Origin of the sequence: Brevundimonas intermedia (assembly GCF_004614235.1) — a bacterium.
Taxonomy (GTDB): Bacteria; Pseudomonadota; Alphaproteobacteria; order Caulobacterales; family Caulobacteraceae; genus Brevundimonas; species Brevundimonas intermedia_A.
The window spans coordinates 428,609-452,656 of the sequence record NZ_SPVH01000002.1 but is presented as its reverse complement, the minus strand read 5'-3'; the positions used below and the strand labels follow the sequence as shown (position 1 = coordinate 452,656).

At 63.3% G+C, this 24,048-nt stretch carries 24 protein-coding genes and 1 tRNA gene; 12 read left to right on the top strand and 13 right to left on the bottom strand.

What is annotated here, in order from left to right; all coding sequences use genetic code 11:
- Nucleotides 1-105 precede the first annotated feature (105 nt).
- On the top strand, nt 106-1,449 hold the full coding sequence (locus EGY25_RS16850; protein ID WP_280643903.1) for a TonB-dependent receptor plug domain-containing protein: 1,344 nt from the start codon (nt 106-108) through the stop codon (nt 1,447-1,449).
- Nucleotides 1,400-2,371, top strand: coding sequence for an outer membrane beta-barrel family protein (locus EGY25_RS16845; RefSeq protein ID WP_348521838.1), 972 nt, complete (start codon nt 1,400-1,402; stop codon nt 2,369-2,371). Before EGY25_RS16850 ends, EGY25_RS16845 begins: the two co-directional genes overlap by 50 nt.
- Before the next feature lie 22 nt (nt 2,372-2,393).
- Here the strand turns inward: EGY25_RS16845 and EGY25_RS04010 are convergent, their stop codons facing one another.
- Nucleotides 2,394-3,038: a LysE family translocator gene (locus EGY25_RS04010; RefSeq protein WP_245159334.1), complete on the bottom strand. Its 645-nt coding sequence runs from the start codon at nt 3,036-3,038 to the stop codon at nt 2,394-2,396.
- A gap of 174 nt (nt 3,039-3,212) precedes the next feature.
- Here EGY25_RS04010 and clpB point away from each other — a divergent pair, with 174 nt between their 5' ends.
- Nucleotides 3,213-5,813, top strand: a complete 2,601-nt coding sequence (gene clpB, locus EGY25_RS04005) for an ATP-dependent chaperone ClpB (RefSeq protein ID WP_135193754.1) — start codon at nt 3,213-3,215, stop codon at nt 5,811-5,813.
- A 752-nt stretch (nt 5,814-6,565) separates the two neighbouring features.
- Here clpB and EGY25_RS04000 read toward each other — a convergent pair.
- From EGY25_RS04000 to prmC, 3 genes are all read right to left on the bottom strand, one after another.
- Nucleotides 6,566-6,862: an endonuclease domain-containing protein gene (locus tag EGY25_RS04000; protein WP_167762473.1), complete on the bottom strand. Its 297-nt coding sequence runs from the start codon at nt 6,860-6,862 to the stop codon at nt 6,566-6,568.
- A 268-nt stretch (nt 6,863-7,130) separates the two neighbouring features.
- Entirely contained in the window at nt 7,131-8,288 is a 1,158-nt protein-coding gene (locus EGY25_RS03995) for a zinc-dependent alcohol dehydrogenase (RefSeq protein WP_135193752.1), read from the bottom strand.
- A gap of 92 nt (nt 8,289-8,380) precedes the next feature.
- Nucleotides 8,381-9,265: a peptide chain release factor N(5)-glutamine methyltransferase gene (prmC, locus tag EGY25_RS03990; RefSeq protein ID WP_135193751.1), complete on the bottom strand. Its 885-nt coding sequence runs from the start codon at nt 9,263-9,265 to the stop codon at nt 8,381-8,383.
- Nucleotides 9,266-9,342: 77 nt separating this feature from the next.
- On the opposite strand from prmC, the gene EGY25_RS03985 reads away from it, so the two are divergent.
- A complete protein-coding gene (locus EGY25_RS03985) occupies nt 9,343-10,644 on the top strand; it encodes a YihY/virulence factor BrkB family protein (RefSeq protein ID WP_209307967.1) in 1,302 nt (433 codons plus the stop codon).
- Here the strand turns inward: EGY25_RS03985 and hslU are convergent.
- A complete protein-coding gene (hslU, locus tag EGY25_RS03980; RefSeq protein ID WP_135193750.1) occupies nt 10,634-11,935 on the bottom strand; it encodes an ATP-dependent protease ATPase subunit HslU in 1,302 nt (433 codons plus the stop codon). The genes EGY25_RS03985 and hslU overlap by 11 nt on opposite strands.
- A 277-nt stretch (nt 11,936-12,212) precedes the next feature.
- On the opposite strand from hslU, the gene EGY25_RS03975 reads away from it, so the two are divergent.
- On the top strand, nt 12,213-13,127 hold the full coding sequence (locus tag EGY25_RS03975; RefSeq protein WP_209307966.1) for an Abi family protein: 915 nt from the start codon (nt 12,213-12,215) through the stop codon (nt 13,125-13,127).
- Between the two features lie 157 nt (nt 13,128-13,284).
- Here the strand turns inward: EGY25_RS03975 and ppa are convergent, their stop codons facing one another.
- Nucleotides 13,285-13,845: an inorganic diphosphatase gene (ppa, locus tag EGY25_RS03970; RefSeq protein ID WP_135193748.1), complete on the bottom strand. Its 561-nt coding sequence runs from the start codon at nt 13,843-13,845 to the stop codon at nt 13,285-13,287.
- Nucleotides 13,846-13,973: 128 nt separating this feature from the next.
- On the opposite strand from ppa, the gene EGY25_RS03965 reads away from it, so the two are divergent.
- Nucleotides 13,974-14,657, top strand: coding sequence for a DUF599 domain-containing protein (locus tag EGY25_RS03965; protein ID WP_135193747.1), 684 nt, complete (start codon nt 13,974-13,976; stop codon nt 14,655-14,657).
- 260 nt (nt 14,658-14,917) lie between these two features.
- On the opposite strand, the gene EGY25_RS03960 is transcribed toward EGY25_RS03965, so the two are convergent.
- Nucleotides 14,918-15,742, bottom strand: coding sequence for an N-formylglutamate amidohydrolase (locus EGY25_RS03960; RefSeq protein ID WP_135193746.1), 825 nt, complete (start codon nt 15,740-15,742; stop codon nt 14,918-14,920).
- A 112-nt stretch (nt 15,743-15,854) separates the two neighbouring features.
- Here EGY25_RS03960 and cpdR point away from each other — a divergent pair, with 112 nt between their 5' ends.
- The 4 genes from cpdR to EGY25_RS03940 all read left to right on the top strand — a co-directional run bounded on the left by cpdR (nt 15,855) and on the right by EGY25_RS03940 (nt 16,957).
- Nucleotides 15,855-16,211, top strand: coding sequence for a cell cycle two-component system response regulator CpdR (gene cpdR, locus EGY25_RS03955; protein WP_017506825.1), 357 nt, complete (start codon nt 15,855-15,857; stop codon nt 16,209-16,211).
- A 126-nt stretch (nt 16,212-16,337) separates the two neighbouring features.
- Nucleotides 16,338-16,412 (top strand) — tRNA-Val (locus EGY25_RS03950).
- Between the two features lie 156 nt (nt 16,413-16,568).
- A complete protein-coding gene (locus EGY25_RS03945) occupies nt 16,569-16,748 on the top strand; it encodes a DUF3606 domain-containing protein (protein ID WP_135193745.1) in 180 nt (59 codons plus the stop codon).
- Entirely contained in the window at nt 16,745-16,957 is a 213-nt protein-coding gene (locus tag EGY25_RS03940) for a hypothetical protein (RefSeq protein WP_135193744.1), read from the top strand. Before EGY25_RS03945 ends, EGY25_RS03940 begins: the two co-directional genes overlap by 4 nt.
- Before the next feature lie 42 nt (nt 16,958-16,999).
- Here EGY25_RS03940 and EGY25_RS03935 read toward each other — a convergent pair whose 3' ends face one another.
- Nucleotides 17,000-17,248, bottom strand: coding sequence for a DUF6894 family protein (locus EGY25_RS03935; protein WP_135193743.1), 249 nt, complete (start codon nt 17,246-17,248; stop codon nt 17,000-17,002).
- A gap of 167 nt (nt 17,249-17,415) precedes the next feature.
- Here EGY25_RS03935 and EGY25_RS03930 point away from each other — a divergent pair, with 167 nt between their 5' ends.
- Nucleotides 17,416-17,655, top strand: a complete 240-nt coding sequence (locus tag EGY25_RS03930; RefSeq protein ID WP_135193742.1) for a hypothetical protein — start codon at nt 17,416-17,418, stop codon at nt 17,653-17,655.
- Between the two features lie 11 nt (nt 17,656-17,666).
- On the opposite strand, the gene EGY25_RS03925 is transcribed toward EGY25_RS03930, so the two are convergent.
- Genes EGY25_RS03925 through EGY25_RS16455 form a run of 3 tightly spaced genes read right to left on the bottom strand, consistent with a single transcriptional unit; the run spans nt 17,667 to nt 20,888 of the window.
- Nucleotides 17,667-19,004 (bottom strand): HlyD family type I secretion periplasmic adaptor subunit, encoded by a 1,338-nt coding sequence (locus EGY25_RS03925; RefSeq protein WP_135193741.1) that lies wholly within the window; start codon nt 19,002-19,004, stop codon nt 17,667-17,669.
- Entirely contained in the window at nt 19,001-20,743 is a 1,743-nt protein-coding gene (locus tag EGY25_RS03920) for a type I secretion system permease/ATPase (protein ID WP_135193740.1), read from the bottom strand. Before EGY25_RS03920 ends, EGY25_RS03925 begins: the two co-directional genes overlap by 4 nt.
- Nucleotides 20,721-20,888 (bottom strand): hypothetical protein, encoded by a 168-nt coding sequence (locus EGY25_RS16455; RefSeq protein ID WP_167762472.1) that lies wholly within the window; start codon nt 20,886-20,888, stop codon nt 20,721-20,723. The genes EGY25_RS03920 and EGY25_RS16455 overlap by 23 nt, the downstream gene beginning before the upstream one ends.
- A 360-nt stretch (nt 20,889-21,248) precedes the next feature.
- Here EGY25_RS16455 and EGY25_RS16840 point away from each other — a divergent pair, with 360 nt between their 5' ends.
- On the top strand, nt 21,249-23,039 hold the full coding sequence (locus tag EGY25_RS16840; RefSeq protein WP_135193739.1) for a calcium-binding protein: 1,791 nt from the start codon (nt 21,249-21,251) through the stop codon (nt 23,037-23,039).
- 557 nt (nt 23,040-23,596) lie between these two features.
- Here EGY25_RS16840 and EGY25_RS16450 read toward each other — a convergent pair.
- Both EGY25_RS16450 and EGY25_RS16445 read right to left on the bottom strand, forming a co-directional pair.
- Complete coding sequence (locus EGY25_RS16450) at nt 23,597-23,773, bottom strand: hypothetical protein (RefSeq protein ID WP_167762471.1); 177 nt, start codon at nt 23,771-23,773, stop codon at nt 23,597-23,599.
- Between the two features lie 83 nt (nt 23,774-23,856).
- Nucleotides 23,857-24,018, bottom strand: coding sequence for a hypothetical protein (locus tag EGY25_RS16445; RefSeq protein ID WP_167762470.1), 162 nt, complete (start codon nt 24,016-24,018; stop codon nt 23,857-23,859).
- Nucleotides 24,019-24,048 lie beyond the last annotated feature (30 nt).

Genomic DNA, 24,048 nt, shown 5'->3' with positions numbered 1-24,048 from the left:
CTCGCATGAAGAAGATGTAACTTTGCTTTTCAAAGTAGCGTCGTTAGGCAGCGCTTATCGAAAGGCGTCGCGGACGCCTGGGCGCACTTTCAGGATTTCCGGGGCATGACCTCCTCCAAACTCCTTCTCATGCTGGGCGTGGCTGCGGCCGTGCTGCCCGGCGCCGCCCTGGCGCAACAGGCCCCGGTCCAGCCGACGACCCCGGCGACGACCCAGACGCCGCCCCCTCAAACGCCGGCGCCCCGCGCCCAGGCGGCCGAACCGGCCGAGCAGCAGCCGGCCAGCGTCGGCGACGTGGTCGTCAACGCGCGCGCCAACGATGTGCGCACCTCCATCGATTCCACCAGCTACAGCCTCGCCAACGACCTGCAGGCGACGACCGGAAGCCTCGCTGACGCCCTGCGCAATGTGCCGTCGGTGGACGTGGATCCAGGGGGCAACGTCTCCCTGCGCGGCGACGCCAATGTGACCATCCTGGTGGACGGCCGCCCATCCGGCATCCTGACCGGCCCCGGTCGCGGCCAGGCGCTGATCCAGCTGCCGGCCAGCCAGTATGCGCGCATCGAGGTCATGACCAATCCGTCCGCCGCCTACAGCCCCGAAGGCTCGGGCGGCGTCATCAACCTGATCACCAAGCCCACGGCGCCCAAGCCGGGCACGCAATCGACCGGCTCGCTGCGCGTCAACCTCGGCGACAACGGCCGCTGGAACGCCGGCCTGAGCGGCTCGTACCAGAAAGACCGCCTGACCCTGTCGGGCGACGCCAGCTATCGCTCCGATCCGACCGAACTGATCTTCACCCGGACGCGCGAGCAACTGGACCCGGTCTCCGGCGCGGTGGTTTCGACCACCACCGTCGACCAGCCTGTCGAGTCCGAGCAGAACGGTGCCTTCGCGCGCTTCACCGCCGAGTACAAGCTGGACGACAAGACCCAGCTGACCGGCGAACTGCGCGGCGTCGCCTTCGACGGCTCAGGGACGGGCGACGGCCTGTTCGAGACGCGCAATGCGGCCGGCGCCGTGACCAACGCCTATCGTCGCGCCGGCGATTCCGACTTCACCTTCAACAACTGGGGCGCCACGGCCCGTGTGCTGCGCCGCTTCGACGGCGACGGGCATGAGTGGTCCAACGAACTGCGCTACGATTCCAACGCCAACGACACCACCGGCCAGACCCTGACCACCTTCCTGACGCTCGCGTCGGCCGCCCTCTATGAGCGGACAAAGACCGAGGTCGATCAGGTCACCTGGGGCTTCACCAGCGCCTATACCCGCCCGATGTCCGACGGCGGAAAACTGCGTCTGGGCTATGAGCTGAACGCCCAGCGGCCCGAGCAGGACGCCGAGTTCCTGCGCGGTCCGTCGGAGGCGGCCCTGTCGCCCGTCCCGGCCCTGAACAATCGGTTCGAGGCGACCCAGACGGTGCACGCCCCTCTACACCACCTATGAGCGGCCGCTGGGCGACAAGCTGTCGGCACAGCTGGGCCTGCGGCTGGAGCAGGCGGACATCGAGATCAAGGATCTGACCGGCGGCGCCTCGGCGTCCCAGGACTATTTCCGCGCCTATCCGACCGCCCACGTCCAGTATCAGCTGACGCCCGAACAGACCCTGCGCGCCAGCTATTCGCGCCGCATCCAGCGGCCCCAGCCCAGCCAGCTGAACCCCTTCGTGGTCTATCAGGATCCGCTGAACGTTCGTTCGGGCAATCCGGATCTGGAGCCGCAGGAAACCGACAGCTTCGAGGCCATGTGGCAGATGCGAAAGGGCCAGAGCTTCTATCAGGCCACCGCCTATCTGCGGAACACCGACAAGGCGTTCACCGACGTGGCGTCCGACATCGGCGGCGGCGTCTTCCTGACCCGTCCGGAAAACCTGGGCTCGCGCCGCGACATGGGCGTGGAGGCGACGGCGAACGGTCGTCTGCATCCGACCCTGCGATACAGCGCCAGCGTCAATGTCTTCCGCCAGGAGATCGACGCCGGTTCGGTCGCGGGCGGCGGCGACCGCGAGGCGACCCTGGCCAGCGGGCGCCTGAGCCTGAACTGGCAGCCGACGGCCAAGGATTTCGTCCAGCTGTCCAGCTTCTGGCAGGGCGACAGCCTGTTGGCCCAAGGTCGGCGCGAGTCCGGCGGCATGGTCAATCTGGGCTATCGCAGGAAGTTGAACGACCAGCTGTCGTTCAACTTCACCGCGCGCGACCTGTTCAACACCTTCAGCAACACCACGATCTACGAGACCCCGCAGTTCCGCGAGCGCTCGGAGCAGGACATCAAGCTGCGGGCCTTCTACATCGGCCTGACCTGGAACTTCGGTGGCCCGCGTCGTCAGCCGGAACAGTTCGACTTCTCGGCCGGCCCGACGGGGGGTTAAGGTCGGATGGCGGGACGCGGGCTCAGGTCCGCGTCTCCCAGGCCAGCCAAACGGCGACGACCACGAGGCCGGCGGCCATGACGGCCCGTATCCCCGGACCTTTGACACGCGGCAGCACGGCGCCGGCCGCGCGCGCCGCGCCCATCACGATCAGGCTGTGGACCATGACGGCCACCGCCAGATGCAGCCCGCCCAGCGTCAGGGCCTGGGTCAGCGGCGCGCCGTGGTCCGGCCGCATGAAGGTCGGCAACAGGGCCACATAGAAGACGGCCGCCTTGGGGTTGAGCAGATTGCCCATCATGCCCCGCAGGAACAGCCCGCGAAGCGAGCGCACGTCCGGCGTCGGCTCTGCGTCTGCAGCCGGCTCGCGCCAGGCCTCCCACGCCAGCCACAGCAGGAACAGCACGCCCGCCCAGCGCAGGCCCTGATACAGCGGCGGCCAGATGGCGAAGATCTCCGTCAGCCCATAGGCGGCCGCCAGCATCCACACCGCCAGACCCACTGTCACCCCCGCCACGGCGGCGAAACCGGCCAGCCGCCCGCGCGCCAGGGCGACCAGCGCCAGCCAGCCCATGTTCGGCCCCGGCGTCAGCTCGATCAGGGCCACGGCGATCAGAAAGGGGCCGATGACGGCCGGATCGACGGGCCAGGCGGAATGGGCGATCACGGTGCGCTCCTGTTCAGCGAAGCCTAGGCCGCAGAGGGCGCAACGGACAGCCCCGATGTGGGCCGCGCCGACCCCTTGTGTGACCCGATCGTCACACCCACCTCGATCTCAACGGCGCGCTGCTCCGCAGAGGGCGAGCCGAAACCTATCCGCCTCACGAGGGGACTGAAGACCATGAATCTCGAACTCTATTCCGACCGCGCCAAACAGGCCGTCCAATCGGCCCAGTCGCTGGCGCTCGCCCGCCGTCACCAGCAGTTCGCGCCCGAGCATCTGCTTAAGGTGCTGCTGGAGGAACGCGACGGCCTGGCCCGCAATCTGATCACGGCCGCCGGCGGCGACGCCAAACGCGCCGAGGCCGACATCGAGACCGCGCTGAAGAAGCGCGCCCAGGTCTCGGGCGGTTCGGGTCAGCTCTATCTGGACGGCGACACCGCCCGGGTCTTCGCCGCCGCCGAGGAGGCCTCCAAATCTGCCGGCGACGCCTTCGTCACCACCGAACGCCTGCTGGCCGCACTGGCCAAGGAGGGCGGGGTGGCCGCCGAGGTGCTGAAGGCCTCGGGCGCCAGCGCCGACAAGCTGGACGCCGCCATCGCCGAGGTGCGCAAGGGCAAGACCGCCGACAGCGCCGGCGCCGAGGACGGCTACGACGCGCTGAAACGCTACGCACGCGACCTGACCCTGGCCGCCCGCGACGGCAAGATCGACCCGGTCATCGGCCGCGACGAAGAGATCCGCCGCACCATCCAGGTCCTGGCCCGCCGGACCAAGAACAACCCCGTCCTGATCGGCGAGCCCGGCGTGGGCAAGACCGCCATCGTCGAGGGCCTGGCCCTGCGCATCGTCAACGGCGACGTGCCCGAGAGCCTGCGCGACAAGACCGTCATGGCGCTGGACATGGGCAGCCTGATCGCCGGCGCCAAATACCGCGGCGAGTTCGAGGAGCGGCTGAAGGCCGTCCTGTCCGAGGTCACGGCGGCCGAGGGCGGCATCATCCTGTTCATCGACGAGATGCACACCCTGGTCGGCGCCGGCAAAGGCGACGGCGCCATGGACGCCTCCAACCTGCTGAAACCCGCCCTGGCGCGCGGCGAACTGCACTGCGTCGGCGCCACCACGCTCGATGAATACAGGAAACACGTCGAGAAGGACGCCGCCCTGGCCCGTCGCTTCCAGCCGGTCTTCGTCGCTGAACCGACGGTCGAGGACACGGTCTCCATCCTGCGCGGCCTGAAGGAGAAGTACGAGGTCCACCACGGGGTCCGCATCTCGGACAGCGCCATCGTCGCCGCCGCCACCTTGTCGAACCGCTACATCACCGACCGCTTCCTGCCGGACAAGGCCATCGACCTGATCGACGAGGCCGCCAGCCGCGTGCGCATGGCCGTGGACTCCAAGCCCGAGGCCCTGGACGAGATCGATCGCCGCCTGGTCCAGCTGAAGATCGAACGCGAGGCCCTGAAGAAGGAGACCGACCAGGCCTCAAAGGCCCGGCTTGAAAAGCTGGAGGACGAGATCGCCGATCTGGAGGGCCAGTCCAACGACCTGACCACCCAGTGGAAGGCCGAAAAGGACAAGGTGGGGCAGGGGGCGCAACTGCGTGAAACCCTGGACCGCCTGCGCCTCGAACTGGCCAACGCCCAACGCGCCGGCGACCTCGGTCGCGCGTCCGAAATCGCCTACGGCCAGATTCCCCAGATCGAAAAGCAACTTGAAGAAGCCGAGGCTGAGGAAACCTCCGGCACTTCAGGTCGTGGGGGCCCCCTGACCCCCGAGGTCGTCGACGCCGAACAGATCGCCGCCGTCGTCAGCCGCTGGACCGGCGTCCCCGTTGACAAGATGCTGGAAGGCGAGCGCGAAAAACTGCTCCAGATGGAGACCGCCCTGGGCGGCCGCGTGGTGGGTCAGGACGAGGCCCTGGCCGCCGTCTCCGACGCCGTGCGCCGCGCCCGCGCCGGCCTGAATGACCCCAACCGTCCCCTGGGCAGTTTCCTGTTCCTGGGCCCGACCGGCGTGGGCAAGACCGAACTGACCAAGGCCCTGGCCGAGTTCCTGTTCACCGACGAGGCCGCCATCACCCGGCTCGACATGTCCGAATATATGGAGAAGCACAGCGTCAGCCGCCTGATCGGCGCCCCTCCCGGCTATGTCGGCTATGACGAGGGCGGCGCCCTGACCGAGGCCGTGCGCCGCCGCCCCTATCAGGTCGTCCTGTTCGACGAGGTCGAAAAGGCCCACCCCGACGTCTTCAACGTGCTTCTGCAAGTGCTCGACGACGGCCGTCTGACAGACGGGCAAGGGAGAACCATCGACTTCCGCAACACCCTGATCATCATGACCTCCAACCTGGGCAGCCAGTATCTAGCCGAACAGGGCGAGGGCGACGACGTCGAGGCCGTCCGCCCCTACGTCATGGACGCCGTCCGCGCCCACTTCCGGCCCGAGTTCCTGAACCGGATCGACGAGATCATCCTGTTCCACCGCCTGGGCCGCGACCAGATGGGCGGCATCGTGCGGATCCAGCTGTCACGGTTCGAAAAACTGCTGGCCGACCGCCGCCTGTCGCTGGACCTGGACGACAGCGCCCTGGCCTGGCTCGCCGACCGCGGCTACGACCCGGCCTATGGGGCCCGGCCGTTGAAGCGGGTGATCCAGAAGGATCTGGTGGACCCGATTGCGCGCAAGCTCCTGGCCGGCGAGATCGAGGACGGCGGGGTGATTGCGGTCACCGCCGGGGACGGCGGGTTGGAGATCGGGAAGGCGCAGGTGCACTGAGGGCCAATTTGGCATTGAGATGATGGCCAATACTAGAGCTATTGACGTTGGAAAAAGAACGTTGTCTTTTAATCCAGCTGGCTGGAGGAACACTGACTGGAAAAGCTCCAAGTATGGTTGTTCGCCACGGAAAACTCGGCATCAGTGTCAGGATGGTCTTTCATCCTCACGTTCGTTGGTTTCGGGCTTACGTTCTGGCAAATTCAGAAAACTCGTTCCGCCGCTCGCGCAGCGGAAATAGCTGCTAAGCAGGCTAAAAGCGAAGCTCTGCGTTTTGATGCGGCATTTGAAGTAACCAGATTAGTTTCTTCGCTGAAATAGAGCCTTAGACATATTGGAAGCGGTGGCTGGAGCCACGCTGTCGATAGCTTGCGTGAGGCGCAAGTATCCATAGTACGGCTGCACGATCTACACGATCGGCTTGATGCATCGGATCGTGCGACGCTAAATAGTATGGGCAATACTCTAACGTTATTGCAGACTAAGATAATCCGAAGTCAATCAAAGGGTTCTCAATCTGTGAGCGCGCCCCCAAAGCGATTGAAACTCTTTCTGCGTTCCATCTGTCAGCGACGCGACTTAGCACTCGTTTTGAGAAAGTGGTTAAATGTTTGAAGATGCCACGCAAAAACACAGAGTTCTGATCGAGGAACTTGCACAAAATACGATCTATGAGACGATAATGGGAGAGGGTTACAAGCCCAGCATTCTGGCGCGATCACGGATGGCGTCGTCGATGCGGCTGGGGTCGGTCAGGGCTCGGCGTTGGTGAAGCGGACGAGGGTCCAGCCCAGCGCCTCGATCTCCTGCTGGCGGTAGTGGTCGTTCAGCGCGACCTCATCGCGCTCATGCACCCCGCCGTCGAGCTCGATGACCAGCCGCAGTGGGACACAGGCGAAATCCACCACGAAACAGCCGACCGGGTGCTGGCGTCGCACCTTCCAGCCATCGACCGCGCCGCCGCGCAGTCGCGCCCAGATGCGGTCCTCGGTTAAGCCGCCGCTCTGGCGAAGCCCGCGCGAGCGTGGCGTCAGGCGGCTGGTCGTCATGCGCGGGTCCCCGTGAGACCCCCATCCCACATCCGTCGCCGGCTTTCGGCAAGTGAAAGCCGCCAGCCCGCGCATCTGCCGCCCAGGGGGCGAGCGTTTTCAACACCCTGCCGCCGACCAGCGTCCTCTTCCTGCCCGCCCTCCAAAACCGTGCGATCCTGTTTCCGCTCGTCCGCATCGGACGCGCCGTACAGCCGGGGAGGGCGGATTTGAGACGAATTGCACTATTCAGAGGGTGTTTTTCACGCCGCAGGGTCTGAAATCGGCGTCACGGGTTGATGACCACCTTGATGCAGCCGTCCTTCTTTTCCTGGAAGGTCTTGTAGGCGTCCGGTCCGTCTTCCAGCCCGATCTTGTGGGTGATCAGGAAGCTGGGGTCGATGTCGCCGTCGAGGACCTTCTTCATCAGGGGTTCCAGGTAGCGCTGCACGTGGGTCTGGCCGCTCTTCAGCGTCAGGGCCTTACCGATGAAGGCGCCCAGCATCGTGGGGACCATGCCGACGAAGACGCCGGGCAGGCTGATGATCCCGCCGGGCTTGCAGGCCACGATGGCTTCGTTCAGCGCATAGGGGCGTTCCAGCTTGCCGGCGACGGTCTCCTGGACCTTCTCCATCAGGCTGCCCGAGCCGTGGCTCTCCAGGCCGACGGCCTCGATCACCGCATCGGGGCCTTCGCCGTTGGTCAGGGCCTTGATCCGCTCCTGCAGGTCGCCCTCGGAGAAGTCGAGGGTCTCGGCGCCCGCCGCCTGGGCCAGGGCCAGCCGTTCGGGCACCTGATCGATGGCGATGACGCGGCCCGCGCCCATCATGAAGGCGCTGCGGATGGCGAACTGGCCCACCGGCCCGCAGCCGAACACAAGAATGGTCTGGCCGGGCTGGATGTCGCAGTTCTCGGCCGCCATCCAGCCGGTCGGGAAGATGTCGGACAGGAACAGCACCTGATCGTCGGTCAGCCCCTCGGGCACCTTGATCGGTCCGACGTCGGCGTAGGGGATACGCAGATATTCGGCCTGGCCTCCGGCGAAGCCGCCGTACATCTCGCTGTAGCCATACAGGCCGGCGGTCGGATAGCCGGTCTGTTTGGCCTGTTCGGCGCCGTTCGGATTGGAGCGCTGGCACAGGCTGTACAGGCTGGCGCGGCACATCTTGCAGTCGCCGCAGCTGATGGTGAAGGGCACCACGACGCGGTCGCCGACCTTGAGCTTGTCGTTGTCCTTGCCGACGGCGACGACCTCGCCCATCGTCTCGTGGCCCATGACGTCCCCGTGCTTCATGCCGGGCACATAGCCGCCGTACAGGTGCAGGTCCGAGCCGCAGATGGCGCAGCTGGTCACGCGGATGACGGCGTCGCGGCCGTCTTCGATGGTGGGGTCAGGCACCTCTTCGCAGCGGATGTCGCCCTTGCCGTGCCAGCACAACGCCTTCATGTCGGATCTCCCAATCTGAGTGGGATCAATCCGACTGCGCGGGCGCGGTTCCTAAGGCCCCGCTTTAAAATCAAAGCGTTACCGTGCGGAAATCAGTCCTTGGGGATCGGATTGGTCCTCGGGTCCGGGCCGTTGGTGATGACGCGGTCGCGTTCGCCCAGGTCCTTGATGATCTTGACGTCTGTGAAGCCGGCGGCCTCGAACAGTTCCTTGACCTGGGGGCCCTGGTCCCAGCCGATCTCGACGGCGAAGACGCCGCCCGGTTTCAGGATGCGTTTCACCTCGGGCGCCAGGTCGCGATAGGCCTGCAGGCCGTCGGGGCCGCCGTCCAGGGCCAGGTGCGGGTCGTGGTCGCGGACCTCGGGGTCCAGGGTCGCGATATGGTCGGTGGGGATGTAGGGCGGGTTGGACAGGACAAGGTCGAAGCTGGCGTCGCCGAAGCCCGCCGCCCATTCGGTGCGCAGGAAGACGGCGCGGTCATTCAGGTCCAGGTTGGCCGCATTCTCCTTGGCCACGGCCAGGGCTTCTGACGAGATGTCGGTGCCGACGCCCTTGGCGGCCGGCCGCTCGGCCAGCAGCGCCAGCAGGATCGCGCCCGAGCCGGTGCCCAGGTCGATGGCCTCGAAGGCCTCGTTCCGGGAAAAGGCCAGCATGGACACGTCCATCAGGGTCTCGGTGTCGGGGCGGGGGCTGAGGACGTCGGGGGTGACGTTCAGCATGATCTTCCAGAACCCCTTCTTGCCGATGATGCGCGACACCGGCTCGCGCTTCAGGCGGCGCTCGACCATCGCCTCATAGGCGCTCAGCTGGTCGTCGGTGATGACGCGATAGGGGTCGGTCAGGATGTCCATGCGGCTGGCGCCGGCGGCGGCCTCCAGCAGCAGGCGGGCGTCGATGGCGGGGCTGTCGATGCGGCCGGTCTTCAGCCTGGCCTGGGCGGCCTTCCACGCGGTCAGCAGGGTGTTGGATGCGGTCATGGTCGCTGATTGGCCCGCGCGGGCGCCGATTTCAAGCATTTGCGGAACGGCCGGACAGCTATACCGTTCGCCAGACCATGTCCGACCGCAAGTCCTCCCGCCGCCCGCCCGTCCTGTCACGCCTGTTGTCCTCCCCCCGTCCTGCGCGAGGCGGCGGCAAGGGCGGCGGCGGGATCTGGCGCTATGTGGCGGCGGCCGTCGGGGGGCTGACGGCCGGAGCGGGCGCCGCCCACCTACTGTACAGCCAGGGCCACAAGGTCGGGGTCGAGCTGCGTCCCGAACGCCCCGAGCCCCTGCCGCCCAAGCCGCCCACGCCCGAGGACTATGAGGCCAAGGAGCCGGGCCGGGGCCGCATGGCCAGGCGACCCGAGCACATCCCGCACAGGGGGTGGTCCGACATCGTCTGGCGCACCGGCGGCTCCTATTTCGGGGACCGGGTCGGGTTCCTGGCGGGGGGCGTGACCTTCTTCACCCTTCTGTCGCTGTTCCCCCTGCTGGGTACGTTCGTGACCCTGTACGGCCTGTTCGCCGATCCGTCCGACGCCTGGGGACGGCTGAACGTCCTCTACGCCCTCTTGCCGTCCAGCATCGCCGAGTTTCTGGGCGGCGAGATGCAGCGCCTGGCCCAGAACTCCAACAGCCAGCTGACCTTCACCCTGATCTGGACCCTGGCCCTGTCGCTGTGGACCGCCAACGGGGCGGTCAAGGTGCTGTTCTACGGCCTGAACGTCGCCTACCACGAGATCGAGATGCGCAACCTCGTGCGCTACAACCTGATCTGCATGGGGTTTACCATCGGGGCCATCTTCGCCGTGCTGCTGACCTCGGTGCTGGTCGTCGGCGTGCCGGTGGTGGTGCGCCTGTTCGGGCTGGAGGAGGAGTGGGGCTATCTGGCGCTGTTGCGCTGGCCGCTGCTGCTGGCGGGCTATATCGCCGCCCTGACCGTCATCTACCGCTTCGGTCCCTGTCGTCAGAGGGCGCGCTGGCGGTGGGTCACGCCGGGAGCGATCTTCGCGGCGCTGCTCAGCCTGACGGTGTCCTTCCTGTTCAGCTGGTATCTGAACAACTTCGTACGGACCGACAGCTATGGCCCGCTGGCGGCCATGATGGGCTTTCTGCTGTGGACCTGGCTGTCGGTGCAGGTGATCCTGATGGGCGCCGAGCTGAACGCCGAGATCGAGCACCAGACCGCCGTGGACACCACAACCGGCAAGCCGCTGCCGATCGGCGAGCGGGGCGCCAAGGTCGCCGACAGCATCGGCGCCCGACGCGGCAACCCCGCCGCCCTGGCCTTCACCCAGCGTCAGGCCGAGCGGGTGGCGGACCGGTTTCGAAACCGCCAGAACCGCAAGGCCGTGGAGGCCGCCTCTAAAGAATGAAGCGGCTCAGATCGACGTCCTTGGTCAGGGCGTCCATCTTCTCGCGCACCGCATCGCCGTCGAAGGCCACCGTCTGGCCCGACAGGTCCGAGGCCTTGAAGCTGGTCTCCTCCAGCACCCGTTCCATCACGGTCTGAAGCCGGCGCGCGCCGATGTTCTCGATGGCGCTGTTGGCCGCCACCGCCGCATCGGCCATGGCCTCGACCGCGTCGTCGGTGAAGGTCAGGGTCACGTCCTCGGTCGCCAGCAGGGCCTGGTTTTGACGGATCAGATTGGCCTCGGGCTCGGTCAGGATGCGTTTGAAATCGTCGCGCGTCAGGGCCTTCAGCTCGACCCGGATCGGCAGCCGGCCCTGAAGCTCGGGCAACAGGTCTGACGGCTTGGCGACGTGGAAGGCGCCCGAGGCGATGAACAGCACATGGTCGGTCTTCACCGGCCCGTATTTGGTCGAGACGGTGGTGCCCTCGATCAGGGGCAGCAGGTCGCGCTGGACCCCTTCGCGCGACACGTCGGCGCCGGAGGCACCCTGGCGCGCGGCGACCTTGTCGATCTCGTCCAGGAAGACGATGCCCTCGTTCTCGGCCAGCATCAGCGCTTCCTGGGTCAGGCTGTCCTGATCCAGCAGCTTGTCGCCCTCCTCGGCGATCAGGGGCGTGACCGCGTCGCGGACCATCAGCTTGACGGTCTTGGTGCGCCCGCCGCCCATCTTGCCCAGCATCTCCGACAGGTTCAGCAGGCCGACATTGCCGCCGCCCGGAATGTCCAGGCCCTGGATCGGCGAGGCGGTGTCGGCCAGCGAGATCTCGATCTCCTTGTCGTCCAGCTCTCCGGCCCGGAGCTTCTTCCTGAAACTGTCGCGCGTCGCCGGCCCCGCGCCCGGTCCGACCAGGGCGTCCAGGATCCGGTCCTCGGCGGCGGCTTCCGCCTTGGCCCGCACGTCGCCGCGCCTGCGTTCGCGCACCATGATCAGGGCGCTCTCGACCAGGTCGCGCACGATCTGGTCCACGTCACGGCCGACATAGCCGACCTCGGTGAACTTGGTCGCCTCGACCTTGAGGAAGGGCGACCCGGCCAGCTTGGCCAGGCGCCGCGCGATCTCGGTCTTGCCGACGCCGGTGGGGCCGATCATCAGGATGTTCTTGGGCGTCACCTCGTCACGCAGATCCGCCGGCACGCGCTTCCTGCGCCAGCGGTTCCTCAACGCCACGGCCACGGCGCGCTTGGCGTCGTTCTGGCCGACGATATAGCGATCCAGTTCGGAGACGATCTCGCGGGGGGTCAGTTCAGTCATGCGGTGCAGATAGGAGGTCGCGAAGCGGAGCGGGAGAGGGGCAGGGCCTCACTGATATGGAAACTATTCCGCTCTTTAGAGCGCGACCCTTTCGTGGCGTAAAATTTCTGGATAGGGTTGAATAAATTTCAATCGAAAGCTTCGTGGGTTTCACTTTCCAGGTGACAAAAATCGAATCAGCCTTATATTGTCTTGCAATACGACCGGCCCGCTCGCGAAAGCACGGGTCGGTTTTCTTTTGGGCGCTGCCCTAATGGTGCATTACACCAAGCCCCATTTGACCGTAATCGATCAGGTCGCATTGCTTCAACGCCGCGGTCTTGGCGTGACGGATGCAGCAGCAGCGGAGCGAGCCCTATCTCGCATCGGCTACTACAGGCTTAGCGGCTACTGGTATCCTATGCGGCGGCCTAATCCGCGTGGCGGCCGACAAGATGATTTTCTGGCGCAAGCTGCATTTGTAGATGCAGTCGATCTTTATGTCTTCGACAAGAAACTGCGCCTCCTCTTTCTAGATGCCATTGAAAGACTGGAGGTCGCCCTCCGCGTCGCTGTAGCGCTCCAACTTGGAGCTTACGATCCTTGGTTTCACCGCGATCCGTCAAAGCTGGACGCCAAGTTCACGACTGCAGATGGTCGTACAGGACGATCAAAGCATGATGAATGGTTGAGCCGACTCGATGCGTCTGTCGGACGGAGCAAAGAGGAATTTGTCAGGCATTTTCAAAGTAGATATACGTCAGAACTGCCTATCTGGATTGCGATCGAGCTTTGGGATTTCGGGCTGCTGTCTCACTTTGTATCAGGAATGGCTTTGAGAGATCGCGACAGGATCGCTGGACAGATGGGCCTTCCTAGATCGTCGTTGCTCACATCATGGGTTCGAGCGATCAATGACCTGAGAAATATCTGCGCGCATCATGGGAGACTTTGGAATCGGGTCTTCATCAGCACACCTTCGCTGCCACGGGTTGGCGAAATACCCAGTCTCGACCATCTGCGAAACATTCAAGTGACAAAGCTTTACGCCGTCGCCGCAGTGCTTAGGCAAATGCTGCTTGCCATCAATCCAGGCTCGCAGTGGCACGACAGGCTAAAAATTCACCTACAGACTTTTCCACAATCCCCGCTGCTCCACATGAGTTCGACCGGCTTTCCACTAGATTGGGAGCGGTTGGATCTTTGGAATTAAGAATTTGCGTTGCGCATATTTTACGGCTTCACTTTGCTAGAACAATGAGGCAGCCCCTATAGGCTTTAGAATATTCAAACGTAGGCGCGCGATCGCCCAACAAAAAGGCGCCCTCCAGTCGGAGGGCGCCTTTGATGTCTCTGCCGATGTCGCCTGATCAGGCGGCGTTGGCGGCCTTGGTCTTGGCCAGCTTGTCCTGGTGGGCCTTCATGCCTGCGGCGATCAGGTCGGCGGCTTCGCCGGCGTCGCCCCAGCCCTGGACCGTGACCGACTTGCCCTTTTCCAGGTCCTTGTAGCGGGTGAAGAAGTGCTCGATCTGCTCGATCAGGATGGCGGGCAGCTGACGATAGCTGGCGATCTCGGTGTAGTAGGGGTTCAGCTTGTCGACCGGCACGGCCAGGATTTTCTCGTCGCCGCCGGCCTCGTCGGTCATCTTCAGCACGCCGATGGGGCGCGAGCGGATGACGCAGCCCGGAACGACCGGCGTCGGGTTCAGCACGATCACGTCGCAGGGGTCGCCGTCGTCCGACAGGGTGTGCGGGATGAAGCCGTAGTTGCCCGGATAGTACATGGCGGTGTGCAGGAAGCGGTCGACGAACAGGGCGCCCGAGGCCTTATCCATCTCGTATTTCACCGGCAGGCCGCCCTGCGGGATCTCGATGATGACGTTGATGTCCCAGGGAGCGTTGGGGCCGACCGGAATGGCGTCAAGGTTCATGGCGGATCTTTGCTGCGACTGCGAAATTCGAAAAGGCGAGGCGTGATAAGCCTACCAGCCCGCAACGGCAAGCGCGACATGTGGCGGACAGGCTTGCGTCGCGGCGCATCATCGCGGACATCTGGGTCATGACCTTGACCGACTGGGCCGCCCTGGCGCTCTTTTTCATCTGCTGGCTGGGATACAGCCCCATCCTGGCCTTCATCAGCAGGAAGGGCGGCTCGTTGAACAAGGACATGGAGCATGTCCGCGCGGTATGGATGCAGTCCATGACCCACCGCGAGATGAAGCTGATCGACAGCCAGCTGATGGGCCATTCGATCAACTCGGCCTCCTTCTTCGCCTCGACCAATCTGCTGCTGATCGCGGCGGTGGGCGGCATATTGTTCGGCGGCGAGAGCGCGCTTCAAGGGTTCGCCGCGGTCGGCGCCGAGAACGTGCCGCTCAAGATTTTGGAGGCCAAACTGGCCCTGGTGCTGATCTGCCTGGCGCGGGGCTTCCTGGATTTCATCTGGGCGCTGCGCCAGATGAACTACACCCTGGCCCTGATCGGCTCGGCCCCCGAGTTGCATTCCAACACCGACCGCAAGGCGTTCAGCGAGGCGGCGGGGCAACTGCTGAACCCCGCCCTGAGCGCGTTCAGCCAAGGCGTGCGAGGCTATTATTTCGCCCTGGCGGCGGCGGCCTGGCTGTTCGGACCGCTGTGGCTGGCGCTGGGGGTGGCTTCGTCGTTCGGCCTGTTGATCTATCGCCAGGAAGCCTCGCCGGCCGCGCGAGCCATTCGCAATGCGCGGCGGTTGCTGGAGCACTGAGGTCGGCTATTTCGCAAGTGCGAGATTAGGGACGGCGCCCGACTTTGGTCCAATACGCGCCATGTTACCGGTTACATGGCCGTATTTGCGTAACACGGCGTGACCACGAAGGCGCATATCGACCTTGACCCATTGTGCATCGCAACCTAAGTTGACCTCTGACGCCTCCGGGCGTCTTGCCCTTCCTGGGCGTTTCCTCCCTATAGACTTTAATGCCGCACCTTCGGGTGCGGCTTTTTTTTGATCTGATCAGCGATCAGTCAGGTGGTCCAAGGGTCTGCACAAAGGGCGGCGATCACGCGCGACAGGGCCTTTTGCGTCGTGGCGTAGGTCGCGGCGGGTTGAAGCGTCGCCTCGTCCAGATACAGCCGCCGACTCAACTCGATCTGGATCGCCTCATAGCCGTCGTCCGGTCGACCCCAGCGCTGGGTGGACCAGCCGCCGGCGTAAGGGTGGTTCTGCGCCACCCGCCAGCCCAGCCCCTCGAACAGGTCACGCAGCCGCCGGCTGAGCCGTGCGCTGCAGGCCGAGCCGTAACGGTCGCCCAGCACCACTTCGGCCCCCACCGCCCGCGTCGGCATGGAATGCCAGTCGATCAGCACGGCTCGCCCGTGCGTCGCGCGCGTCGTCTCCATCAGTTCGCCCAGGGCCTGGTGATAGGGGCGATGAACCCTGTCGATGCGGCCCTGCGCCTCGGCCAGGCTCAACCGGCGCGCATAGAGAGGCGTCCCGTCGCCCGCCAGGCGCGGCACGACGCCGTAACCGGCCGCCGTCTTGGCCCCCACCGGTCCGTCCAGCCCGTCGATCAGCGCCGGGTCCAGTTCGCCAGGGTCGCGGTTCAGATCGACATAGGCCCGGCCGACGCGGCCTTCGATCAGGGTCGCGCCCTGACGCGGTCCCTCCGCGATCAGCCGCCCGACCAGGGCGTCCTCGGCGCTTTTCAGGCTGGAGAGCGACAGGTCGGGAGCGGCGCCCATGTCGTCGGGATAGCGGTCGCCCGAATGGGGCGAGGCGAACACCAGCGCGGTCGCCTTGACGCCCGCGACCGGCGCGGTGATCGAAAAGCTGTCGCCGCCGTCGGTCATGCCCCCGCATAGCGGGTTTCGCTGTGGAAGGAAGTCGGCTGATCGGTGAATTTCATCGGCGGTTTACCGTTGCGCCTCTAGTCTGGTCGTCTGTTTCAAGGATGTTTTTCGAATGGCGCGTATTCTCCTGGCCGAAGACGACGGTTCGTTGCGCGGGTTTCTGACGCGCGCGCTGGAGCGGGCGGGCCATCAGGTCATCGACTGCGAGAACGGCGACGACGCCATCGACGCCCTGGAGCACGGCCCCTACGACCTGCTGCTGACCGACATCGTCATGCCGGGCGCGGACGGGATCGAGGTGGCGCGCGTCGCCGCCGCCCGTCAGCCGGGCCTGCGCATCATGTTCATCACCGGCTTCGCCGCCGTGGCCCTGACCGCCGCCCAGGCCACGCCCGACGCCAAGGTCCTGTCCAAGCCCGTCCACCTGCGCGACCTGGTAAACGAGGTCGAGCGTATGGTCGCCGCCTGAGCGGCTGATCTGACGGCGGTTTTCGAGAAATCTCTTTCTGGCCGTGAAATCGGCTTGATGAAGCCCGGCCTCGCCGCTATACGACCGCTCTTCCCGCTCCGAACAGCTTTTTCGGAGCCCTACGGCGGATGCGTAGCTCAGCGGGAGAGCACCTCGTTGACATCGAGGGGGTCACAGGTTCAATCCCTGTCGCGTCCACCATTCCTTTTCCCCGCCATCATTGACTTTCAGCCGCCCGGCCACTTTGCGTCGCCGCGTTGGTTGCCAGAATGGTTTCCGGAATGGTCGCTGCTGTGGCGCTTTCGGCAGCATTATTCCGCTGTCGTGCGTTCTCCGCTCTACCCACGGAGGATGATCATGAGCGACGACAAAACGAAGACCGGCCAAGCCGACCGCGCCCGCATCAACCTGTCAGAGGACTATGAAGTCCGAGACTGGGCAGAGAAGTTCGGCGTCACCCAGGAGGCCCTGCGGCGTGCGGCCGAACGTGTCGGTCCTATGGCCGAAGACGTCCGGCGTGAGCTAGACGGCAAGTGACGCTCACTGAGATCGACGGGCTGATTGATGTTGCGATCGACGCCGGCGCTCTGTTCGTCACCGGGGCCGACTGGCACGTCGTGGCGGCCGGGCCAGGGGTCCTCATCCGCGACAACGGCGGCTTGAACTACCGCGGCCTGGACGTCTGGATCACCGGAGACACCCGAGTGGCTGATCGCAATGAGGCAGCTCGGCTGACGGGGGCCTAAACGCAAAAAGGCCCCACCCTCCCGAAGGAGGGCGGAGCTGATCTAGATGGCCGGGTGTGAAAGCGCTGGTGCCTTCACTGCGCCAAGGTCTAGCCGGAACAGGGTAAGCCCGTTGGTGTCAGAGACGGTCATCGAGACTTCCTCCTCTTTCCAGAACTGCGACCCGTCTTCGCTCAACAGCTCACCGAGCGTTCGGATCGCCTGGATCTGCGCATCTCGGACGGTCGCAAGCTCTGCGGACCAGCTCTGGTGACCGTGGACGCCAGCGTCACTTTCAAAGCGAAAAATCATCTGGCGATTATGATCTGTCGAGCCGTTCGGTTCCGATCAGAATGAAGCTGCTGCCCCCGGGAGGAGACAGCGGCTCCGGTTTGCGCAACCGAACCACCCACCTAGGATGGCTCAGACTCCACAATCGCAGACGGTCGTGTCAGGTTCCCCTCCAGGAGGACCGAACCATGGGAACACGGAAGACCCTCATTAAATCGCAAGCTGGTGTGAAGCTGCAGCGCATCGAACACCTAGCCGGCCAGCAGAAGGTCGTGCAGTCATCGTGGCGGCTATCGACCTTGCGGGCGAACCAGCCGCGCTCCTTCGCCGACGAGATCCAAGCTGCAGACGCCTTCGACATGGAGGTCATCGCAGCGCTCAGCGATCCAATCATCATCGACATGCAGCGGCGCGGGCTGCTCGACTGATGCGCCACTAATTATTGCTCCCGACCAGCACGCCAAAAGGCGTGAGCCAGTGGCTCTACAAGATAGGCGAGGGCCGTTCGCTTGCGGAGGGGCACGATGACCTCAACGGGCAACCCGGGGCCGACCGTCCGGCTTGAGGCGCCGAGACGGGCCAGCTCTTCGGGTGGGACGCGGACCTCGGCGGTGAAATAGCCACGACCGGATTGTTCCTCGATGAAGCTGTCGGCCGAGATGCGAGTTACGCGGCCGTAAATAGTTGGGAGGACACGTCCCTGGATCGCGCTGAATCTGACTTCGGTTTCCTGACCTACGTGGATATTGTCCGCGTCCACAGGCGAGACCCGGGCCGAAATCACCAGCGCGGCGTGTTCGGGAACGATCTCCATTAAGCTCTGAGCTGCAGGAGCTACGCCACCTACGGTGTGCAGCGTCAGTCCGACAACTTTGCCGCTTGCAGGAGCGCGTATCTCGCTGCGGCTAATCTGGTCCGTGACGGCAGCGAGGCGGGGACGCAGATCGTTCAACTGCACTTCGACTTGCCGCAACTGATCGGCGATCTCCTCGTCACGCTCGGTTTGGACAGCCGCCATCTGCAAGCGAGATTCGCCGATGGCTTCATTGGCCTGAGCGATTTGCGCGAGCAGGACGCCGTTATCTCCATCGAGAGCTGCAGCCGACCGTTGCAAGGCCCGGACGCGATTCTCAGGGGCATATCCCCGAGCCGCCAGCGACTTGATGCCCTCCAGCTCCTCCTCAATTAGGCGGCGCTGTTCGACGATGGACTTAGACTGACGATTGAGGCCCTCAATTTGCTGGAGCACCTGATCTATGCGTTGACCAAAAATGCCGATGCGGGAAGACCGGCCGCTACTGCGCGCATCAAGTTGCAATTGTTGCAGCCGCATCGCTTCCTTTGCGACCTCGGCGTCGGCGGAGTTCAGGCTAATGAACTCGGGCGGCATGGGAACTACCCGACGATCATTCCGCTCCGCCGTCATACGCGCGCGCTGAGCGAGAAGGGCGAAAACTTGGCCGGTCAAGCTGCGCTGGACCGCCTGCATTTCGCTGGTGTCTAGGACGATTAGGACCTCCCCCCGCCGGACGTCCGCTCCTTCGGTGACGTGCAAGGCGCGCACTGTGCCGCCCTCGCGGTGTTGCACTGCCTGACGGCTTCCGGAGACGGTGATCTGGCCAGGCGCGTAGGCGGCAGCATCCAGAGGCGCGAGGGCGGCCCAACCCAGAAAGACGATGAAGAACAGCAAGGCGATCACACCGCCGACCAAGACGTCTGCCCACGGGGCATCAGCAGGCGAGTTGCTGGGCATGGCGTGGCGGAAAAGGCGTTTCATTGTGCGCTCGTCACGTCGAGTGCTGACCGATTCTGGCGCAGCTGGCCCAATACCTCTTCGCGCGGACCTATCAGGGCGTTGGCACCGTCACGCATCACCATCAGCCGATCTACCCGCGCCAGTACACCTGCACGGTGAGCGAACACTACGATGGTGGCACCCCAGCCGGCCGCGTTGGTCATCGCCGTCATCAACGCGGACTCGCCGTCCTGATCAAGTGCGGAGTTAGGCTCATCGAGGACGATCAGCTTAGGAGCGCCGTATAGCGCACGCGCAAGTCCGATGCGCTGGGCTTGGCCCGCCGATAAGCCCGCGCCGTTCGGACCCAGCAATGCATCATATCCGCCTGGCAGTTTCTGGATTACGTCGTGCGCTCCCGCCGCCTTGGCAGCGGTTACAGCGGCGAAGTCAACGGCAACCGGATCTTCGCCTCCCGCGACAGCGAAGCGAGAGATGTTGTCCTTGATTGTGCCAGCAAACAGAACCGTCCCTTGGGGCAGGTAGCCGATATAACGCGCTAGTTGGTCGCCATCCCAGGATTCATAGTCAGCGCCGTCCAGCCGCACCTTACCGAGGCCGCACTTTTGCGCGCCGGCTATAACCCTTGCGAGCGTAGTTTTACCCGAACCGCTGGAGCCGACCACGCCTAGCACTTGGCCGGGATCGAGCTTGAAGGAGATGTTTTTGAGTTGGGGAGAGTCACCGTCATTATAGCGCACGCTGACCCCTTCCAGGACGAGGTCCCCGCTTGGGGGCGGTAGCATCGTGCGCTCGACGTCGACGCCGCTGGTGCGTTCGAAGAGGTTGACAAGGTTCGCCCAGCTGGCACGTCCTTGAACCAGACTTGGCCAAGCTCCAACGATCTGTTCGATGGGCGCGACGGCTCGGCTAAGAAGGATCGACGCGGCAATAATCGAGCCGGCCGAGATGTGCCCCTCTATGGTGAGCAAGGCACCGAGGCCAAGCGCGCAAGACTGCAGAGCTAACCTGACGAATTTTATGGCGCCGTTGTATCGACCGCCGGTGAACTGCGCATGCGCATTGGCCGAGGTCGCCGTCTCCCGCTCGTCGAGTTGGCGAGACGTCATCGAACGGCGCATGCCAAGGGCACGTACGACGTCGAAATGGGCGGCGATACTTTCCTGCGCGGCATAAGCTCTATTCTGCGCGGAGATCGCCTCCCTTAGTTGGGGGCGGCTGTCGCGCTCGTTTAAAGCCGCGAGGCCACACAGCAGAAGTGCCCCAACCAACGTCAGGAAGCCTAATGCCGGGTGAAGAAAGAACGCGAATAGCAGGTAGATCAGCGTCCAAGGGGTATCAAACAACGCCATGACCCCGGGGCCCGCCAACGCCCCGCGGGTGTTGTCGAATTCCCTCAGAGCTTGGATCGAACGACCGCTGTTGTCCTGAAGTGAAATCGCGCGGGTAAGTACCGTGCTGGCTAAAACCCTGTCTAACCTCAACCCGGCACGAACCATCAGACGCGTCCTCAGGCCGTCCAGGAGTGCAAGGCAGCCCAAGGCGAAAACCACGACGATGGTGATCATGATCAGGGTCATGAGGCCGCCAGTAGGCACGACGCGATCATAGATCTGCATCATGTAGATGGTTGGCGTGAGGTAGAGTAAGTTCACCATAGCACTGAATGCCGCGGCCATCGCGAAATGCCATCTACACGCGCGCACGGCATCCGCGAGCGGTTTTGTACCCTTCCCCTCAGGCAACAGTTTTTTGAACAACGTCAGCTCCAGGAGGTTCGCTGCCTTCACGCAGACCAAATACGGCAGGCCTCGGGAAATCAGAACGGTTGAATGTTGAATAGCCCTGTCTTCCAAGCGACTGATTGAAAGGCAGATGCTGCAAGCGATCGATTCCGCCGATCACACTGCCGTCCATGCCTACTGGACTAAAGAAGGTGTGAGTTTTGGACGTGGTAGGGCACTGCATCGAACCAACGAGATCAACCTGACGCTTCTTGCAACTTTTAGAAGCCAGCTCTTGCGCTCGTGATGGGGGTCCGCCGGCCGCCGGATAGCATGAGATACTGCGATCGCAAGCTAGCTGTGCGTGCGGGGAACAAAACGACAGAAATCGAACCAGCGCGCTACCACTTCACCCACAGGTAGCGATCCAGGTGACCGGCCAAAATTAGTGTCAGGCAGAACGATGTTGCCTAGACAGCTAGTGCTGCGAAATGCGAGGCTTTTTTGACTCACACCGGTGCCAATTCCAAAGGAACTTCTAATGGCCGCGATTAACGGAACCTCTGGCGACGACAACTTGAACGGCACATCCTCCGGTGACGTCATCAATAGTTTTGAGGGCAATGACGTCATTCATGCGGGCGGCGGCGCTGACATCATTAATGCAGGAAGCGGGACCGATCAGGTATATGGAGAGGCAGGCGACGATACACTTCTAGCATCGAGTGTCGTGATTGGCTTTCCTGAGCCGCCGAAGTCTCTGTTTGATGGCGGATCTGGTTTCGACACGTTCGACTTTGGAGCGTTTTCTATCTTCCCCCATGCGTTTTGGTCTTACGATTCCAATAGTGGCTCCATTTCAGTAGCGAATTATAAGCTGATCAACGTTGAGCGACTATTGGGAAGCGCAGGCCGCGATATTTTCAACTTGTTCTCGTTAAGTGATGCTGTCGAGATCCACGGCAACGCAGGGGACGATTACATTGCTGGCGGCTCGTCGTCCGATCTACTTTATGGCGACGGAGGAAATGACGAAATATCCATGGCGGGCGCCGATAAAGCCTACGGCGGATCCGGCAATGACCTTTTTATATTAGGAAGCTCAGGTGCCGGTGCCCTGATCGAAGGGGGGGCGGGGATCGACACCTTTGAGTTCAGCAACATTTTCGGCGTGGTCGATCTCGCCGCTGGCACCTTTTCGGGCTACAACAGTGGAGGCCTAATCTCCGGCGTCGAGAACGTCACGGTCGGCTCAACCAATAACTTTGAACTCACAGTGACCGGTGACGGCGAATCTAACACGATTCGCTTCAATACAATTTTTGATAACTACAGTGGGTTTGTTCGTTTCAATGGGGGCGGTGGAGCCGATACTCTCTTCGGCAGCAACAACAACGATACGCTGTTTGGCGGGTCAGACAATGACGCCCTTTACGGTCGCGGGGGTGACGATCGCCTTTACGGTGGGTCTGGCGCAGATGAGCTTGACGGCGGCCTCGGCGCGGATCGTATGGAAGGGGGGAGTGGAAACGATCGCTACTTCATCGATAACCTAGGTGATGTGGTAATCGAGGTTGCGGGAGGCGGGACAGATACCGTCGATAGCGTGCTGACTTTCAATGGCTCCCTCGCTGCCAACGCGAATATCGAAAACATCAATCTGACGGGCGACGCAGCAATCAATGCTGCTGGCAACGCATTAAATAATACAATCATCGGCAACTCGGCCAACAACGGACTAAACGGAGGGAAGGGTGCCGATACGCTTATCGGCGGCTTGGGAAATGATACCTACACCATCGACAGTACTCTTGACATGATCGTCGAGAATGCGGGGGAGGGTTCGAAGGATACAGTCAAGTCGGCCATTAGCTTCACGCTATCCGACAATCTCGAAAACCTCACGCTGGTTAGTACCAAGTCCGTGAATGCTATAGGAAATGCGGGTTCCAATGTGATCATTGGCGGGGTGGGTGACAATATCATTGCTGGCAAGGGTGGAGCCGACATTCTGACCGGCGGCGAAGGATCTGACACATTCGATTACAACTCGATCACGGAGAGCACTTATTCGGGTTATGATCGGATCATCGACCTGACTGATGCCGACAAAATCGACATGTCCGGGATCGACGCGAACACCACCATCGGCGGTAATCAGGCATTCAGCCTAGTCGATGCGTTCTCAAAGACCGCGGGCGAGATCACGCTAGTCTACGACGCGGCTAAGGACTTCACTGTTCTGTCGGCAGACGTAAACGGAGACGGAGTGGCTGACATGCGCATTGTGATCAACGGCGATCACGACGGATTTACCAACTTCGTATTCTAGCTTTTTGGAGACACGTCCATCGCAGCCCGAACAGGCCGGAGCGCCTTTCTCGAAGACGCCTTGATGAAGAGAGCGCTCTGGTCGTCCATCTGTTGGTTTTCATACGCGCGCTTTTTTGAGCGGGCTGGGTGCGGCGGTGATGGTATACGTTTCAGACTCGACCTTGCTGCTGAGCGTCGACGGGTTCGGCTAATGCGGCGTTCCCCCCCTAGCTGATTTCGGATCGAAGGCCGACGGCAGATGCCTTCCGACACTGGATGATGGCTAACGCATAATCCCTGGCGCCGAGCTTGCTCATCCCCGACCAGGGATGATCCAAAAGGGGACGGGGAATGCTCACGATCACGCTTAAGAAACTGACCGCGCTGGCGGTGCTGGCGATCATCCCCGCCACAGGGCTGGTCACTGCGGCTCTTACGCGCATGCCAGTGTAGGTATCGAACGGCGATCGTCCCAGCGCATTGCTCTCGACATGACCCGTTTAATCGCCGCGACCCTAATCTTCTTTCACGGAACCTTACGCAGGCTTCTGCGCCGGAGGCGCTTCCTGTGAAAGGCTAGTGGAGCGTCGCGCCTCTATTGCGTAGCACGACAGTCCAGTGGTCTGCCATGATGAGCAGGGCCTTTCGGCGATGGTCGTCCTCTTCAACCACGGCCTCAGCGATGAGCTTCAGCAGTTCGCTGCGGGCTTCGGTGTTGCTGGCCGAGTGATCCATGGCTTTGAAAAGCGCCATCGATGATCCCGTTTCAGCGTGGCCGCAAAAAGCGAAAGGCCGCCACCCCGAAGGATGACGGCCTTGATAGCGGAGCTTGTCGCCTAGATGCCGCCGGATCTGACGACGACGAGGGCAATCAGGGCCAGGCAGATGACGGCAGCAGCCGCGATCGCCAGCCCCGAGATTTTGAACGCGCCTTTGCTCACCTCGTCGGGCGCGTCTTCATAACCGATGGGGGTATCGCGTGGGGGCTTGTCATCCATTCCCCATCAACGCGCCCACAGCCGAAGCGG